This window comes from uncultured Fibrobacter sp. (assembly GCF_900316465.1).
Taxonomy (GTDB): domain Bacteria; phylum Fibrobacterota; class Fibrobacteria; order Fibrobacterales; family Fibrobacteraceae; genus Fibrobacter.
Genome location: NZ_ONDD01000042.1, coordinates 1 through 18,885 on the forward strand (window position 1 = coordinate 1; position 18,885 = coordinate 18,885).

Here is an 18,885-nt window from a genome sequence, read left to right on the forward strand (position 1 = left end):
CGGTGCTGATTGTAGATAACTATGTAGATGTCAAGACGCTGAATTTGCTCCGGAACGTGCGCAAGGGCGTCTCTATACTGATTGCGAGTGACCGGTACACCCGCCTGACAGACGACATGCTCAACGATTATCGGGCAGCGATGCCGGGCGTTTCGATTGACAAGGTTTCTGCTGCGCACAAGTTCCACGACCGCTACATTCTCGTGGATTTCAAGACCAAGAGCGAAAAGTTGTACCATTGCGGGGCGTCTTCCAAAGATGCCGGCAACAAGATTACAACCATCGTGCAACTGGACGACGTTGATGCATACCGGAACATGTTTGAGGAAGTGTCGGAGCAACCAAGAAGGTAAAATGGCTCATCAAATTTGACGGACACTGTCTATCAAATTGGGGCAACAGTGTTGCCCAAAATTTCTAGTTACAAATGAAGGTCGCAAATTGCGGCCTCCAATGCGGACATCGTTCTATTTTGATGTGCGGCAGCGGTTGGGCGATAGGTTGGATAAAAGGTTGGGTGACTGTAAAATTTTCTTGCTCCCCTAGCCAAGATTCTGAATATTAGGTACATTAATGCCCGACGTGTTTCTCCGTCTAATGGAGAAATGCGTCTTTTTTTTATTCCGGGATTTCGGAGTAAAGGGGACGCCTCTAACATCAACTAGCCGCGAACGCGGCTACATGGAGGCTGCATGGCTAAAAAGAAAGACTCAAAAAACGGGTCGATGTTTGTGTTTCGTGATGGAATGGTGGCGGATAGCAGTTATGTTGAATGGTTGTCGGACATAAAACAGCGTTTTCGTCAGAGCCAAACAAAAGCATCAATTCGCGTGAACACAGAAATGCTGGAATTTTACTGGGGGATAGGTCGCGATTTAGTAGCGTTACGTGCTGAAGAACGTTGGGGAACTGGAGTTGTAAAACAGTTTGCGCTTGACATGCGTCGATCATTTCCAAACGAAACGGGCTTTTCTTTCACGAATGTGAAGTATATGAAGCAATGGTATTTGTTCTATTTTGATCGAATAAAAAAAGGCCAACGGGCCGTTGGCCAATTGGAGATGCCCAAGATCTTTGGTAAGGTTCCCTGGGGACAGCATATAGATATTGTTTCTCGATGTCAATTAATAGACGAAGCGATGTTTTATGTAAATAATGTAGTGAATAATGGATGGTCTCGTCCCGCATTAAACGCATACATTGACGCCAATCTATTTCAAGCAAAGGGAACTGCGGTCACTAATTTCGACAAGACCTTGCCTTCTTCTCAGGAAAAAATTGCAAAGGAAATTTTGAAGGACCCCTATCATTTTGAATTCTTAAAGATGCAGGAAAAATACGAAGAAGGTGATCTTGAAGATGCTCTTATTGCCAATGTAACGCAGTTTTTGTTGGAATTGGGGAAGGGATTTTCGTATGTCGGGCGTCAAATGGAATTTCGAATGCCAGGTGGTCAGGCGTTTTTCCCGGACTTGATTTTTTATTTTATTCCGCAGCATAGATATGTCATTATTGACCTTAAGGTTGTTAAGTACACACCGGAGTTTGCTGGCAAACTCAATTTTTATGTAACAGCAGCAGATGAACTACTTCGTGGTGAAGGAGATAATCCTTCCGTGGGTCTGATTATTTGCAAATCAACAGATAAGACGGTTGTAGAGTGGTCGCTCAAGGATATTAACAAACCGTTAGGTGTGGCAACATACAAGTTGAGGGAGGTTGTTGATCGTACTATGGCAGAAATGAAAATGAAGAAAAAAAGGAAGGTGACTTGAAATCACAAATTTGGCTTCAAGTTGGATGGCCGGAATACCTTCATGGAATTGCGCAGGCAGGCTCAGCACAATATGCAACAACCCACTCCCATTGATAAAAAATCAACAAAAAGTGTCTTTTGGGGTGGTTTTTAGCCTGTTTTTGGGGCTAATTTTATTGTGGTTGGAAATTTTTAGGAGTTCTTATGAGAACGCTGGGCTTAGTGTTTGGTACTTTGGCGTGTGCGGCGACGGTGTTTGCACCTGTGGCTTTCGCTGCCGAAAATCCCCTAAAACTGTGGTACAATAGCGATGCGGGTACCTCGTTTACCGATGCTTTGCCCATTGGCAACGGCTACATGGGCGGCATTGTCTACGGTGGCGTTGCAAAAGACATTATCGGCCTGAATGAAAGTACCGTTTGGTCGGGTGGCCCTGGCGATAACAACAAGCAGGGCGCTGCAAGCCACTTGAAAGATGCCCGCGATGCCATGTTCCGTGGCGACTACCGCACGGCAGAATCCATTGTATCTAATTATATGATTGGTCCGGGCCCGGCAAGTTTCCAGCCGGTGGGCGATTTGGTGATTACCACGTCGCATTCGGGCGCTACCAATTACCGCCGCGAACTCGACCTGAAAACAGCTATCGCCAAGACCACGTATACGGCCGGTGGCGTCAACTACACCCGCGAATATTTTGCAAGCTACCCGGACCATGTGATCGTGGTGCGCCTCACGGCCGACAAGAGCGGCTCGGTGAGCTTTGGCGCCACCATGACGACTCCGCACCGTAGCAACAGCATGTCCAGCAGCGGCAACACGCTCGTTTACGACGTGACGGTGAATTCCATCAAGTTCCAGAATCGCCTGAACGTGGTGGCCGACGGCGGCACGGTTTCGGTCGCGAACGGCAAAATCAACGTGCAGGGCGCAAACTCTGCGATGCTGGTGCTCACTACCGCTACGAACTTCAAGTCTTATAACGATGTCTCGGGCAATCCGGGCGCAATCGCAACCGAGATTATGTCCAAGGTCGCAAAAAAATCTTACGAAGACTTGCTTGCCGCGCACCTCAAGGATTACCAGACGATTTTCAATCGAGTCTCTTTGAACTTGGGCGAACCCGACAAGAGCGCAGGCGACATTACCAGCACCCGCGTCAAGAATTTCAATTCTACCAATGACCCCTCGCTTGTTGAATTGCACTATCAATTCGGGCGTTACTTGCTGATTTCTAGCTCGCGTAAGGGTGGCCAGCCGGCCAACTTGCAGGGCATTTGGAACAAGGACACGAACCCGGTTTGGGGCAGCAAGTACACCACCAACATTAACCTCGAAATGAACTACTGGCCGGTCGAAACAGCGAACCTGGGTGAATGCGTGTGGCCGCTCATCGATAAAATCAAGAGCATGGTACCGCAGGGCGAAAAGACGGCCAAGGTGCACTGGGGCGTAGACGAAGGCTGGGTGGAACACCACAATACCGACCTCTGGAACCGTACCGCTCCGATCGATGGCGCGTGGGGCTTGTGGCCGACGGGTGCCGGCTGGCTAAGCACGCATTTGTGGGAACATTACCTGTTCAACCCGACCGACAAGGCCTACTTGCAAGACGTTTATTCGACCATGAAGGGGGCGGCGCTCTTCTTTGTGAATAGCCTTATCGAAGAGCCCGAAACCGGCAACAAGTACTTGGTCACGGCGCCGAGCGATTCGCCGGAAAACGATCACGGCGGTTACAATGTGTGCTTTGGCCCGACCATGGATAACCAGATTATTCGCGACGTGCTGAATTACACCATCGAGGCTTCCAAGATTCTGGGCGTCGATGAAGATGTTCGTGCCAAGATGGAAGCGGTGGTAAAGCGGCTCCCGCCTACAAAGACGGGCAAGTACGGCCAGATTACGGAATGGCTGCAGGATTGGGATGACCCGAACAACAAGAACCGCCATATTTCGCACTTGTACGGCCTTTTCCCGAGCGCACAGATTACGCCCGAAGAGACCCCTGACCTGATCAAGGGCGCGGGCGTTACGCTCAAGCAGCGCGGTGACGATGCGACCGGCTGGTCGCTCGCTTGGAAGATCAATTTCTGGGCGCGCATGCACGACGGCGATCACGCTTACACGATGATTCGCATGCTGCTTACGCCGAACAAGACTTATAATAATTTGTTCGATTCCCACCCGCCGTTCCAGATTGACGGTAACTTCGGTGCGGTCTCGGGCGTGAACGAAATGCTCATGCAGAGCCACAACGGCCGAATCAACTTGTTGCCGGCACTCCCTTCTCAGTGGAAGGACGGTAGCATCAAGGGTATTCGCGCCCGCGGCGGTTTCGAAATCGATTCCATGGCCTGGAAGGGTGGCAAGCTCACTTATGTGGCCATCAAGTCCGATGTGGGCCAGACGCTGAACCTGGTGAATGGCTCTAACAAGTTTACGACCACCACGGTTCCGGGCAAGGTTTATGAATTCGATGGCAACCTCAAGCTCACGAATCAGCCGTTCGAACCGGTGGTCATTCCGGGCAAGATCCAGGCCGAAAGCTACATCGCCATGGACGGCGTGCAAATCGAGCCCGATACCGATGGCGAGCCGAATCTCGGCTGGATTAACGATGGCGATTACAGCGAATACCTGGTGAAGGTTCCGGCTGCAGGCGCTTACAAGCTCACCGCCCGCGTAGCCTCTGGTGCCGAAGAAAAGTCGACCATTACGGTGTCCGATTCTACGGGCAAGGCGCTTGCGACGCTTACGGTGGACCCCGCAAAGACTGAAGGTTGGAATGACTGGTATGAAACTTCGACCGCGATCGATTTGCCCAAGGGCGAACAGAAGCTCAAGTTCACTTATAACGGAAGCGACACGTACCTGATGAATGTGGACTGGTTCAGTTTCGATAGCGATCCGACGGCCATTCCGACGGCGGTGCGTGTGGCGAGCGCACTCTCGGTTCGCCAAGTGTCGATGGCCCGCGCCTCGGTGGCCCTGATGGTGAATGCCGATGGCGATTTTGAAGCCCGCCTGTATACGGCGAACGGCAATCTGGTGGCAAAACGGCAGGGTAGCGGCAATTCCTTGGTGGAATTCGGCAAGAATGGCCGCCTGCTGCAGGGGACTTACATTGCGGTTGTCAAGAGCGGTAACCTGCAAAAAACGCTCAAAATCAAGGCATATTGATAACTTGTCCACGCGAAATGCCTTTTCGCGTGGAATTTTGGCCTTTTTTGGGGTTAATTTTAGAGGGGTGAGTAAAGAAAATCGCTCCTGTGGGGGCGTAAAGGGATGAATTATGATGTTTGTGAAGAACATTAAGGCGGCTGTCGCCTTGGTTGGTTTCGGGCTTTGCACGCAGGCCATGGCCGAAAATCCGCTTATCCAGACCTATTATTCTCCGGACCCGGCGCCTGTCGTGTTCGGCGATACGCTTTGCACCTATTCCGGCAACGACGAGGGCGGTAGCTTTTTTACGATGCACGGCTGGCGCGTATCGTGCACCACGGATATGGTGAACTGGACCGACATGAACACCCTCATTCTGGAAGCGGGTGACTTCAACGGTTCTGCCAAGAAAAACGGCGACTGGGCTTCTCAATGCATTCGCCGCAATGACAAGTACTATTATTACGTGACGGTGGAATCCACCCGCGGCGGCCGCGCCATTAACGTGGGTGTGTCCGACAAGAAGGAAGGCCCCTTCAAGGATGCCCTGAACGGCAAGCACCTGGCGGGCCCCAACTGGGACTACATCGACCCCACCGTATTTATTGACGACGATGGCCAGGCATGGCTCTACTGGGGTAACCCGAAGCTCTATTATTGCCCCCTCAAGGAGAACATGATTGAATGCGCAAGCGAAATCAAGGTCTCCGACATGAGCACCTTTAACGGCAAGTATACCGAAGGCCCGTGGATCCACAAGCGCGGAAAAAAATATTACATGATTTACGCCGCCGGTGGCATTCCCGAATCCATTGACTATTCCTGGAGTGATTCCCCGACGGGTCCCTGGACCTACAAGGGCGTCATTATGCCGAAAAGCGAACCGGGTGCCGCGTTCACCGTTCACTCCGGCATTGTCGACTTTAAGGGCCGCAGCTTCTTCTTCTATCACAACCAGAAGAACGTGAAAGGTGGCGGCTACAGCCGTTCTACCGCAATTGAAGAATTCACCTGGAATGCCGACGGTACCATTCCCACTATCCGCGCTACCAACAATGGCGTCGTAAAGCCCATCAAGAACCTTGACCCGTTCGTGCGCGTGGAAGCCGAAACCAAGTCTTGGGTTGGCGGCATGACTGTCAATACGTCGGGCGGCTACACCATCATCGAACATGTGAAGGCTCAAAACGGTGCGGTTTACCTGACCAATATGGGTAACAGCTTCTATACCAAGGTACGCTCTGTTGACATGGGCGACGGTGCCGACCGCATTATCGTTTGCACTAGGGGCAACGGCGGTAAGCTTGAACTCCATGCCGGTTCCGAAAACGGTGCGCTCCTTGCTACAATGAATATTCCGTCTAGTTCTGCCTGGCAAGAAAATTCGTTCGACTTGACTGATGCCGCAGGCGTCGATGACTTGTTCTTCGTGGTAAAGCAGGGCGGGTTCGATTTTGACTACTGGTACATGGAAAGCGAAAAGACCGCTGTGCCGCAGACTCCTTACAAGGAAGTGGCTGCAAAGATTCCGGGCAAGATCGAAGCCGAAAATTACGACGTGGGCGGCCACAATAAGGCCTTCTACGACAATGACCGCGAAAACCAGGGCAAGGCCTACCGCGAAGACGAAGTCGACGTCGTAGACATTAGCGATTCCAAGTGCGGCGACGCCGCCTGTGCGGGCTATGCTATCGGTTACACGAACGACGGCGAATGGGTAGAGTACACCATCAACGTTACGGCCGACGCCAAGTACGACATTACCGCGAACGTGGCGACCGCCTTCGAAACATCTGCAATGCAGCTGTTCATTGACGACAAGGAAATCACCGAATCGGTGGTGTTCCCGAAGGTTGACAGCGTATGGACTACGTACAAAGTAATAGACGTGGGTTCCGTGGAACTCAAGAAGGGCGAACATGTGCTCAAGCTCCTGATTACCGGCGGTTACTTGAATGTAGACTGGCTCCAGTTCACCGATCCGAACAAGACGTCGATTGCAAAAACGGTGCGTCTCGATGCCCAGAAGGTTTCTCTCTACAACGTGTTCGGTGCTACCGGCAAGTTCCTCGGCCGTGTTGAAAATACAGGCGCGAACATGGCCGCAACCCTTAAAAATGCTGGGTTTGCAAACGGCATGTACATTTTGCGCTCTGTCGGTCTGAACAAGACCCTCCGCGTACAAGTCCGCTAGCACCCCATTGATAAAATGTCAACAGAAATTGTGTAAACAGCGTGTAAATACCCCTTAAAAAGGGGTATTTTTCTTATTGGTGTGGATTTTAAAGTGAGGTTTCTTATGAAAAACTTCTTGGTTTCGTCTGCTGTAACGTGTGCAGCCCTTTGCGCAGCGTTGGCATCCACTGCAAATGCTCAACCCAACGATGAATGGAACGGCAAACCGCGTGTGTTTGCGGTGAATGCGCTTACGCCGCACGTCACGTCTATGCCGTACTCTACGGTCGAAGAGGCCGTGAAGGGTGACCGCCACGCTTCTGAGTGGTACCAGACACTTTCGGGTAAGTGGAAATTTTTCCATGTTGAAAAGCCCGCCCAGCGCAATAACGATTTCTACAAAGACAACTACGATGTGTCCGGCTGGAACGAAATTCCGGTGCCGTCGTCTTGGCAGCTGTTTGGCTACGACCACCCGATTTACACCAACGTGGTTTACCCGTGGGCGCAGACCCATAACGTGTCTGCACCTGCAGCCCCTACCAACTTTAACCCGGTGGGCCATTACCGCCGTAACTTCACCATTCCCGAAAAGTGGAGCGGCAAACGCATTCGCCTGCACTTTGAAGGTGTTGAATCCGCCTACTACGTTTGGGTGAACGGCAACTACGTAGGCTACGCCGAAGACACCTTTACGGACCATGAATTCGATATCAACAAGTACTTGCGCAAAGGCGAAAACAACGTCTCTGTTCAGGTGTTCCGCTGGTGCGATGGTTCTTGGCTCGAAGACCAGGACTTCATTCGTCTCGCCGGTATTTTCCGCGATGTGTACCTGTATGCAGTCCCTGAAGTGCATATTCAGGATTTCCAGATCGATGCGACGCTCACGAACAACTATACCGATGGCTTGCTGAAGACGACAGCCTGGATTTACAATTCTACGGGCTCGGCTTCCAGCGAATTCACTGTGGAACTTTCTCTGTACAACGACAAGGGTACCGAAGTGATTTCCCCGTCGGCACAGAAGGTTTCTGGCATTGGTTCGAAGGGCGAAAAGAGCGTACACTTTGAATTGCCGATTACAAAACCGGATCGCTGGTCTGCCGAAACGCCGAACCTTTATACGGCGGTGCTTGCCATTAAAGATGCTAGCGGCAAGGTGATTCAGGTCGAAAGCAACAAGATCGGTTTCCGCAAGATCGAAATCAAGAAGGATAACGGTGCTCCGCGCCTGTACGTGAACGGTATGCCGGTGAAATTCCATGGTGTTGACCGCCATGAACTCGACCCGGATAACGGCCGCGCGGTTACATACGATCGCATGGAAAAAGACGTGATTCTCATGAAGCGCTTTAACATTAACGCGCTGCGTATGTCGCACTATCCGAATAACCCCTACATGTACGATCTTTGCGACAAGTACGGCATTTACGTGATTGACGAAGCAAACGTCGAAAGCCATGGTGCAAACAACAGCTTGCCCAAGAATAGCGACGACTGGCGTGCCCCCGCTGTGGACCGTATGAATTCCATGGTGCAGCGAGACAAGAACCACCCCTGCATTATCTTGTGGTCTTTGGGTAACGAAGCCGGTAATGGTAACGTGTTCGCCTCGGAACGCGAACGCGCCCACCAGATTGACTCCACCCGCTTTGTGCATTACGAAGGCGACTGGAATAACGCCGATGTGAACAGCTGGATGTACTATGGCCCCGACGCCGTGCGTAACTATAAGGACGCCAACAAGCCGATTATGCTTTGCGAATACGAACACGCCATGGGTAACTCCGTTGGCGACCTGCAAGAATATATGGATGCCTTCTACGGCAACCCGCGCAGCTTCGGTGGCTTTATTTGGGACTTCATTGACCAGGGCCTGCGCCATAAGGGTACGCCGTACTTTGAATTCGGCGGCATGTGGGGCGACTGGCAGAACGACGACAACTTCTGCGCGAACGGCCTCGTGTTCCCCGACAGATCGATTCAGCCCGAAATGTGGGAAGTCAAGTATCAGTACGCTCAGGTCCGCGTCAAGAACGTTGACGCCGCTAAGGGCAAGATTCAGATCGAAAGCCGCTACCTCTACAAGAACCTGGGAGATTTCCTCGATGGCTACTGGTCTATCAAGGAAAACGGCAAGGTCATCAAGGAGGGCAAACTGAGCGGTTCGCAGATGAACGTTGGCCCGAACGAAAAGAAGGAAATCACGATTGACATGCCGAAAATCGAAACCACAGTTGGTGCCGAGTACTTCTTGGATCTCGATTTCCGCCTCAAGAACGATGAACTCTGGGCTAAGGCCGGCTATAGCATTGCCCACGAACAGTTCGGCATTGATTTGGGCCAGCTTTGGTCTACTGAAATCGATATCAGCACCTTGCCGACTTACAAGGTGAACAAGGCGAACGGCCTTGAAATCGAGGGCAAAGATTTCAAGATCCGCTTCGACGAAAAGAACGGCACGCTTGCAAGCTATGTTCTCGGTAACGATACCATTATCAAGAACGGCGGTATTCCGAACTTCTGGCGTGCCCCGATTGACAACGACAAGGGCTTCAATATGGAAAGGGGTCATGGCGAATGGCGTAAGGCAAGCCTGAAGCGCAACGTGACCTCCGAAGTCAAGGAAGTTTCTCAGCAAGAAACCCAGGTGACCTTCAACTTCACGTTCCCCGACGTGGGCAGCACCAAGATGAAGATGACTTACTACGTGTACGGTAGCGGCGATATCGTGGTCAGCTACACGCTTAACCCCGATGGTTCCAAGAGCTACTTGCCGAACGTGGGTACAATCTTTACCGTGCCGGGCGGCTACGAAAAGGTCCGCTGGTTTGGTCGCGGCCCCGATGAAAACTACATGGGCCGTAACCGCGGAAGCTTCATGGGTCTCTATTCTACGCTCGCCGATTCTATGACAATCAAGTACATGGAAATTGGCGAAACCGGCCAGCGCACCGACGTCAAGTGGGCAACGCTCACCAACAACGACGGCAAGGGCTTAATGATTGTGGGTAACCCGCGCATGGAATTCAGCGCCCAGCATTACACTCCGGAACAGCTTTCCAACGTAAAGCTCCCGTGGGAACTCAAGCGCGACAAGGATATTACGCTCCGCGTAGACTTGCACCAGATGGGCGTTGGCGGTATCAATTCCTGGGGTGCCCAGCCGCTCGATGCGTACCTGCTCAAGGCGAACCGCGAATACTCCCATACCTTCCGCCTGGCTCCGATCCGCCAAAAGTTGAACGACCCGACCGAATACTCGCTGCTCGGATTCCGCAACTTCGGCTGGAACAAGGAAATCGCCCCGGCTAAGTACGGCGAACCTGAAATCAAGCAGATTTACGAAAACCAGCCGGACAAGGATATTACCGAAGATGCCAATGAGGAAACCGAAGGTCGGACCCCGATTCTGCCGAGTGGCGTAAAAATGGCAAATAATGCCGTTCGCGACTATAGCGTGTTTGACATGCAGGGCAGAATTGTTGCTAAATTTAGCACAGTTGGTATCGAAGATTTGCAGGCCAAGACAACGGCCGCGGTCAAGCGCTCGGGTACTTACTTGGTCAAGTCCAAGACCGGTACGGCTTACCGCATTAACGTGCGCTAACGCACAAACGAACCTCCACACCCCATGCAATGAACGCCCCGGTTTCGGCCGGGGCGTTTTACGGGCGGGTTTTGCTATTGAAATTTTTGCAAAAGTGTTTTTGTGAGGGAGTTCGCAATTTGGGCTTTTTTTGGATATCTTTAGAATGATGCAATGTGCATCTTGCATAAGGGATGGTATTTTATGAGGTTTCACAAGTTAGCTCCTCTGTTTTTCTTGCCGGCGAGCGTTTTTGCCGCGGTAAATTTGAATGTAAGCTTGGGCGATAGTATCAAGCCGGTGACTCATGTGGCGACGGGTTCGCTTTATGGTCTTACCGAGACGCTTCCGACCGATATCCAAAAGGATGTCGCCCCGCTCAAGCCGAACGTATTCCTTTCTCCGGCGCGCAGCGGTAACGGTCGCCAGCAGGGCATTGGTGGTGCCTTCTTGGTAGCTCCCCGTGTCGAAAGCATCGGTGCCAAGATCCAGATTCGCTTGGCCGACGTTTTGCCCGGTTGGCCCTACAAGTTCCAGAACATGGATCACTGGAAAAACGAAGTCAAGTCGGTCATCAACGACAAACTCAAATCGAACAACAAGAACTTTGACGGTTACGAAATCTGGAACGAACCGAACGACACCTGGAAATCGAGCATCGACTTCAATTCGGGTCTCTGGAAACAGACTTACGATTTAATCCGCCAGATGGATCCGGGTGCAAAGATTATCGGGCCTTCTTATTCTTTCTATCACGCTTCCAAGATGGAAGAATTCGTGAAGTACTGCTCGCAGAACAACTGCATGCCCGACGTGGTCAGTTGGCACCAGTGGGGTAGCGGCGGCTTTGTGGGCTCTGTCGAAACCTACCGCAATCTTGAAAAGAAGTACAACGTCAAGCCGCGCCCGCTCAGCATTAACGAATATTCTTCGACAGAACATAGCGAAGAAGGTTGCCCGGGCCTGTCTGTTCCCTTTATCGCCAAGTTCGAACGCCACGGTGTCGAAAGCGCCATGATTTCTTGGTGGTTCGTACCGCTTCCGGGTCGCTTGGGAAGCCTTCTCACCTCGAACAATGAACGCGGTGGCGGCTGGTGGCTCTATAAGTGGTATGGCGACATGAGCGGCTACATGGCAAAGGTTGTACCCCCCAACGACAAGAGCGATGGTGTTGATGGTTTTGCCGCCCTCGACAAGAAGAAAGGCTTTGCAAGCATCGTGCTCGGCGGAAACACCAAGGGCGATATCAATGTGAACATTTCGGGCATTCCTTCTGCATTCGGCAACAAGGTGAATGTGACCGTGGAATACGTGGTTTGGGAAAACAAGGACAAGGCCGTACCCTCGACGAATCTGGTGTCCGACAAGGAATACGACGTGAGCGACGGCAAGATTACGGTGCCGGTGAATATCACGAATACCAAGTACGGCTACCGCGTGTACATTACACCGATCATTCCTCAGGCGCCTTATAAGGATGTCGCCGCTGCAATCCCGGGCAAGATCGAAGTCGAAAATTACGACGTCGGCGGTTCGGGCAAGGCCTACTCTGACAAGGACGACGACAACAAGGGCGGTGAGTACCGCGACGACGCCGTCGATATCGTTAAAGCAGGCAATGGCTACGCCATCGGTTACACGCAAGAAGGCGAATGGCTCGAATACACCGTGAAGGTCGCCAAGTCGGGCGAATACAATCTTAACGCAAGCTACGCCACATCGTCTGAAAATGTAGGCTTCAAACTCTATGTCGACGGTAATGCGGTTACAGATAACATCATCGTGCCGCAAGGTGCCGACTGGGAAACCTATTCGACATACGAAGCAGGCAAGGTAAATCTTACTGAAGGCGAACACGTGCTCAAGCTCGAAATTGTGGGTAACTACGTGAACCTCGACTGGCTCGAATTCGTGGACCCGTCGCAAAGCACAACGCGCCTTGCGACCGCTCCCGCCCTCCAGCGCGTAAACGCAAGCTTTGACGTCTTTAGCGCGACAGGCAAGTACCTCGGCCGCGTCGACCGTGGTGCCACCTCCGCAGAATCGCTCGCCGCCGCCCTAAAGCAGGCCGGTTACGCAAACGGCGTCTACATCATCCGCACCTCCGGCAAGACCCACCGTCTCCGCGTACAATAAGTTTCATACGACCCCCATGCAACAGACACTCCGGCTCTCGGGCCGGAGTGTTTTTTATAAACACGAGCGAAGGTCTATGAGAACTCCAAAAGGATTAGCCAGTCTTCGGTCGTCCTTCGTTCCGACGACAAGTTGATACTTGTCGCCTCCACTCGGCAAGCAATCTAATCGCCCGCGACTCTTGCTGTCCCGCGACGCCTGCTGCCAGCAAAAGAAGAATCCCGCAACCCGCGACTTCTGCAGCTCCGCGATTGTCTAAGGTATGCACTTGTTGCCGCTTTATAAAAAAGAATCCACCGCGTACGCAGTGGATTCTTTGGTTGGTTTTTAGGAGGTATTTCTTAGGAGTACTAAGATTCGTTTGTGAGAGAGAGGCTTACTTCACGAAGCTTGCCGGGAGCGTGAATTGCTTCAGGAACGGCCAGCCAATGTTAGCGTCACCGTAGTCATGTCCACCGCCCTGCTTGGTGCAGAGGACCACCTTCACGCCGTCACGGCAGTTGGAGTATTCCTGACAGCCGTTGGAATTCGTTGTTGCAGCACCGGTACAACCGTTCTTTTCTTTCCAGAAATTGAAGGTGCCTTCGGCGCCGAGGAAGTTCAGACCATCGTTGAAGCCGCTATCGCCGCCCTGATATCTGCAGACAGGGTCGTTCGTGCCGCGGAAGTTGATGACAGAAATCGGACGAGACATCTTGCACTGGGCGCTGTTGGTCTTGTTCAAGTCCATAGCGGCCGGAGCAACTGCGGCGAAGACATCAGACATCATGCAAGCCACGTGGTTACTCATACCGCCACCCATCGAGAAACCGGTAGCGTAGATGCGCTGCGGGTCGATACAGGCGATTTCTTTGAGCTTATCGATCATAGCGTAAGAGAACTTGACGTCGTCATCGTTGGAGCAGCACGGACCCACGTTCCAGCCGTTACCCATTCCACCCGGTTTGCTGGTGCCGTCCGGGTAAAGCGTGATGACGCCTTCCGGGTCAGTCTTGGCCTTGTACGGAGAGCTGCCAAATTCGCCCTGGCCACTACCGCCAATCGGGTGGTAGTCAATAACCAGCGGTACCGGCTTGTCGCCCTTGTAGGCGCTCGGGATATGCATAATGAATGTACGGTTCTTGCCGTCGACGTTCACGGACATTTTTTGGTTATCTCCGACCTTTGCAGTCTTGCCGGAGCAATCGACTACGATAGGTTCATCGCTGCCAGCGTTGCTGCTGGAAGACTTCGGAGCTTCCACCGAACTAGATGACTTCGGAGCTGCGATAGAGGAGCTGGATCTTGCAACTACGCTAGAGCTGGACTTGTCTTCAGGACCGTCGAACGGAACGTAATGCATCTGAATGATAACGTTTTCTTCGACTTCGCTCTTCATCTGGTAGGTGGCGTTGGCGTAGCCTTCCTTGCTGAACTGCAGGAACGGCAACAGTTCGCCTTCCTTGAGGAGAGCGTTTTTGCCCTTCATCATGTAAGTCTGCGAGGCTCCATCCTTAGCCACGCGGACAAACTTGGCGCCGTGTCCGGCAACCTTCGAAAGGTCAATGCTCACGGATCCGTACATTTCGAAGTAGGAACGCTGGTAAGTCACCTTGCCCAAGGCGTCGATCACGGAAATCTTCAGCTGGTGAGCGTTTACGTTAGAGAGAGAGAAAATTCCGTTGCTCAGCGAAGCGGTCATGCTTGCCGTCTGTGCGCTGAAAAAGCCTTCGGTTCCGCTGCTGAGGCTGAATTGGCCGTTAGCGTTCGAGGTGGTTTCATATCCACCGAAATTGAAGGTGTTGACCTTCACGTCGGCGATCGGGCCGCCGTCAGAATTCATGACAGTGCCACTGATGCTCCAGGCAAAAGCCTGGCTGCTCAAAAGACCGAGCAGTGCCAGGCTAGCGATACTTGCGAATTTGGGGTTACGCATAAATACTCCTTTTTTATGATACCCTTTTGTTTTCACTCCATAATAAATTTACACATTTATTGCCGAAATGCAATATATTTTGCGTAAAGTTTGCGTAACCATGAATAAATCTTACACATTTCCGTGTAAAAAGCGTTTTAAAACGACTTTGTTTTTCAATGTTTACCTGCCCTTGGATGTTTTGTCAATGGAACTGTTTGCCCAAGGGGGGCTTTCGGGCCTTTTTCGCGGTAGATTTATCATTGGTTGGTACACCTTAAAAAGGATGTTGGTTCATGAAGAAGACTATTCTCTCTACGATTGCCTTGGCTGCATCGTTTGCAACCATGGCTCAGGCGGCTCCGCTTGCAGAAGGTGGCGCCAAATTCCTGGGTAACATTACTACCCGCGGCCAAGTTCAAAGCGATTTTGGTACCTACTGGAACCAGATTACCGCCGAAAACGAATGTAAGTGGGCCTCTATCGAAGGAACCCGCGGCCGTTACAATTGGTCCGGTTGCGATGCCTGTTACAACTGGGCAAAAAAGAATAACGGACATTTCAAGTTCCACGCCTTGGTTTGGGGCTCTCAGTACCCCAACTGGCTCAATGGCCTTAGCACCGACGAAACCAAGAAGGCGATTACCGCTTGGTTTGATGCGGTGGCCGAACATTACCCCGACCTCGAAATGATCGACGTGGTGAACGAAGCCATTAAATCGGGCGGCGGCTACCATTCCGGCTACGGCAAGAACAACAACATTATCCCGGCTCTCGGTGGCGATAACGGCAACTACGAATTCGTGGCCACGGCATTCAAGATGGCGCGCGAACGTTGGCCGAAGGCTGTCCTCATTTATAACGACTATAACACGTTCCGCTGGCAGATCAACGAAGGTATCGACCTCGTGAACAAGCTCGTGAAGCAGGGGGCCCCGGTCGATGCATACGGCCAGCAGGCGCATGACCTGACCGACATGAACGCAAATGACTTCAAGAGCGCCTTGAACAAAATTCAGACGAGTGTCAAGAATGCGAAGGGCGAACCGATGCCCTTGTACATTACCGAATACGATATCGGTACCGACAACGACAGTCAGCAAAAGCAGCGCTATTCCGAACAGATTCCGGCCTTCTGGGAATCCAAGCAGGTCGCAGGCATTACCCTTTGGGGCTATGTCTATGGCGCTACTTGGACCACGAACGGAAACTCCGGCATTATCAAGAATGGTTCTGACCGTCCGGCCATGACCTGGCTCAAGGACTACTTCAAGAACCACCTTGCCGACGGCAAGAATGAAACGGGCCTTAACAATGCAGAACCTTACACCCCGCCTGAACCGGTACCGCGCAAGGCGTTCAAGGATCTTGCTATTCCGGGCAAGATTGAAGCCGAAGACTTCGATGTTACCGGTGTCGGCGAAACCGACGGCGTAAGCAATGTGTCTTACAACGATGGCGATTCCGAAAACCACGGCGATTCCGACTACCGTAAGACCGACGCACCTGATGTCGACATCTACAAGAAGGCAACGGGCAACATTGTGGGCTACAATACCAATGGCGACTGGTACGAATATACAGTCAATATTGACGAAGCGGGCGAATATACCGCAATCGCTTCTGTCGCTGCCAATGGTTCTGCCGCCTTCACCCTCTCTGTCGACGGCGAGTCCGTGGGTGAACTCTCGGTTTCCGGCACAAGCTTTGACGACTATACCACTGCAAAGGCTAATGTGACCCTTCCGGCCGGCAAGCATATTCTCCGCCTGGATGTGACCACGCAGTATTTCGATATCGACTACATTGAATTCCTGAAGGGCGCCAATGCCGATCCGCAGTTTGTGCAGCCGAGCATCCAGCTCGACAACAATACCTTGCAGGACTACTATGTGTTCGACATGCAGGGCGTGCGCATGGGCGTGCTTTCGGCCTATGGTTTCGATGCCGCCAAGGAAATTCTCCAGAATTCCGGCGCCGTCAAGACTTCTGGCGTGTACTACTTGCGTAGCCGTACCACCGGCCAAATGCAGTCCGTGAAAATAACGAAATAAGGCCGCTCGGCTCTATTTCACTCTTAATTTCTCTCTTGAAAAGATAAACCGAACAACGGGCCTTGGGGCGAATGCTCCGGGGCTCGTTTCTTGCTCTTTACATTATTATGGATATTTTATCAATGGAAATCCTTGAAGACCGTGAGCGATTCCGCCTTTGCCGAGATAATTTTATAGGAGCATGGTGTAACTTTAAAAAAGGATGTGGTTTCATGAAACAGAAACTTTCTTTCTCTGCTTTGGCGGTCGCACTTTCTTGTGCCGTTCCGTCGTTCGCTGGCCCCGGCCTTGCCGATGGCGCAGCCAAGTTCATTGGTAACATTACTCAGAGTAATAGTGTCGGCTCAGACTTTACTGCGCTCTGGAACCAGGCTACGGCTGAAAACGGCTGTAAGTGGGGCTCCGTCGAAGGTCAGCGCGGCAAGTACAACTGGGGCGCCTGCGATGCTGCCTATAACTGGGCAAAGCAGAACGGGGGTCACTTCAAGTTCCACGCTTTGGTGTGGGGCTCCCAGTATCCGAGCTGGCTCAATGGCCTCAGCGTCGATGAAACCAAGAAGGCGATTACCGCCTGGTTCGATGCGGTTAAGGAACACTACCCTGAAATCGAGATGATTGACGTGGTGAACGAGGCTATCCGTACGGGCAACAACAGCTATCATTCTCCTTACGGCAAGAACAACAACATCATTCCGGCACTCGGTGGCGATAACGGTGGCAATTACCAGTTCGTAACGACCGCCTTCAAGATGGCGCGTGAACGTTGGCCGAAGGCTATCCTCATTTATAACGACTATAACACGGTTCAGTGGAACAAGGATCAGGGCATTCAGCTTATCCAGACCATCAAGAAAAACGGTGCTCCGGTTGACGCATACGGCTTGCAGGCCCACGACATGATGAGCCAGGGCGGTGGCCAGGGCGGTACCGGTGGCGGCGGCGTTTGCTTGAACATCAATACGCTCAAGAGCATTACCAAGGAAATCTGGGACAAGACCCAGACCCCGATGTTCATCAGCGAATACGACATTGCAACTACCGACGACAATATCCAGAAGCAGTGCTACTCCGAACAGATTTCTCACTTCATGGAAAACGAACACATTGCCGGCATTACCATTTGGGGCTACATTTATGGTCGCACTTGGCTCGACTGTAACGGCACTGCGAGTGGCTGCTCCGGCATTGTCAAGAATGGCCAGGACCGCGCCGCTTTGAAGTGGATGAGGGAGTACCTCAAGAGCAACAAGGGCGTGAACACGACTGGCCTCAAGACGGGTGTGCTCACTCCGGTCGAACCTGTGCCGCGCAAGTTGTTCAAGGGCTCTGCATTCGACATCCCGGGCAAAATCGAAGCCGAAGACTTTGATATTTCCGGTGTCGGCGAAACCAATGGCGTGAGTAACGTTTCTTACAGCGAAAGCGATATCGAAAATCACGGCGACGTGAAGGATTACCGCAAGGACACGACGGGTGTTGACCTCTACAAGAAGGCGACCGGCATCATCGTGGGCTACAACAGCGAAGGCGATTGGCTCGAATACACCGTGAACGTAAAAGAAGCGGGCGACTACACCATGTTCGCAGCCGTGGCTGCCGCAGGTTCGACTTCCAGCTTCCAGCTTTCTCTCGACGGCAAGGAACTCACCAACGTGATTACTGTTCCTGCAGCAAAGTCCGGCGAAGAAAACTACGACGACTACAACAAGGTCAAGGCGAACGTGTCCCTCACGGCCGGCACGCATATCCTCCGCATGACGGTGACTGGCTCCTGGTTCGACATCGACTATTTCACCTTCGTGAAGGGTAAAGATGCTACCGATCCGGAACCGATTGAAATCGAAGATGATCCGATGTTTGTCCAGCCGAGCATCCAGATCGATGAAAACGGCCTGCAGGACTACTTTGTGTTCGATGCACACGGCGTGAACTTGGGCGTGCTCTCGGCCTACGGTTTCGAAGGCGCTGCCGAAATTCTCCAGAACACGGGCGACATCAAGGCTTCCGGTATCTACTACCTGCGTAACCGCTGGACCGGAAAAATGCAGTCTGTGAGAATTTCTAGGTAAATTTCAAAACTCAATACACCAAACAACGGGTCCCGGGGCGAATG

8 protein-coding genes and 1 pseudogene are annotated in these 18,885 nt (G+C 52.1%); 8 read left to right on the plus strand and 1 reads right to left on the minus strand.

Annotated features, from left to right (window positions below):
- From QZN53_RS12085 to QZN53_RS12110, 6 genes and pseudogenes are all read left to right on the plus strand, one after another.
- Positions 1 to 353: pseudogene (locus tag QZN53_RS12085) on the plus strand (ORF6N domain-containing protein); the annotation flags it as partial.
- A gap of 339 nt (positions 354 to 692) precedes the next feature.
- Positions 693 to 1,775, plus strand: a complete 1,083-nt coding sequence (locus tag QZN53_RS12090; RefSeq protein ID WP_294653350.1) for a PDDEXK nuclease domain-containing protein — start codon at positions 693 to 695, stop codon at positions 1,773 to 1,775.
- A gap of 185 nt (positions 1,776 to 1,960) precedes the next feature.
- Positions 1,961 to 4,939, plus strand: coding sequence for a glycoside hydrolase N-terminal domain-containing protein (locus QZN53_RS12095; protein WP_163439182.1), 2,979 nt, complete (start codon positions 1,961 to 1,963; stop codon positions 4,937 to 4,939).
- Positions 4,940 to 5,051: 112 nt separating this feature from the next.
- Positions 5,052 to 7,115 (plus strand): family 43 glycosylhydrolase, encoded by a 2,064-nt coding sequence (locus QZN53_RS12100; RefSeq protein ID WP_294653358.1) that lies wholly within the window; start codon positions 5,052 to 5,054, stop codon positions 7,113 to 7,115.
- 105 nt (positions 7,116 to 7,220) lie between these two features.
- Complete coding sequence (locus QZN53_RS12105; RefSeq protein ID WP_163439183.1) at positions 7,221 to 10,709, plus strand: glycoside hydrolase family 2 TIM barrel-domain containing protein; 3,489 nt, start codon at positions 7,221 to 7,223, stop codon at positions 10,707 to 10,709.
- Positions 10,710 to 10,892: 183 nt separating this feature from the next.
- On the plus strand, positions 10,893 to 12,824 hold the full coding sequence (locus QZN53_RS12110) for a cellulase family glycosylhydrolase (RefSeq protein WP_163439184.1): 1,932 nt from the start codon (positions 10,893 to 10,895) through the stop codon (positions 12,822 to 12,824).
- Positions 12,825 to 13,200: 376 nt separating this feature from the next.
- On the opposite strand, the gene QZN53_RS12115 is transcribed toward QZN53_RS12110, so the two are convergent.
- The gene (locus tag QZN53_RS12115) at positions 13,201 to 14,739 is read right to left on the minus strand and encodes a PHB depolymerase family esterase (protein ID WP_163439185.1); all 1,539 of its coding nucleotides are present in this window, start codon (positions 14,737 to 14,739) and stop codon (positions 13,201 to 13,203) included.
- A 275-nt stretch (positions 14,740 to 15,014) separates the two neighbouring features.
- Between QZN53_RS12115 and QZN53_RS12120 the strand changes: the two genes are divergently transcribed.
- Positions 15,015 to 16,772 carry an endo-1,4-beta-xylanase gene (locus QZN53_RS12120; RefSeq protein WP_163439186.1) on the plus strand — a complete coding sequence of 586 codons (1,758 nt, stop codon included), beginning with the start codon at positions 15,015 to 15,017 and terminating at the stop codon, positions 16,770 to 16,772.
- A gap of 212 nt (positions 16,773 to 16,984) precedes the next feature.
- Entirely contained in the window at positions 16,985 to 18,841 is a 1,857-nt protein-coding gene (locus QZN53_RS12125; protein ID WP_163439187.1) for an endo-1,4-beta-xylanase, read from the plus strand.
- Positions 18,842 to 18,885 lie beyond the last annotated feature (44 nt).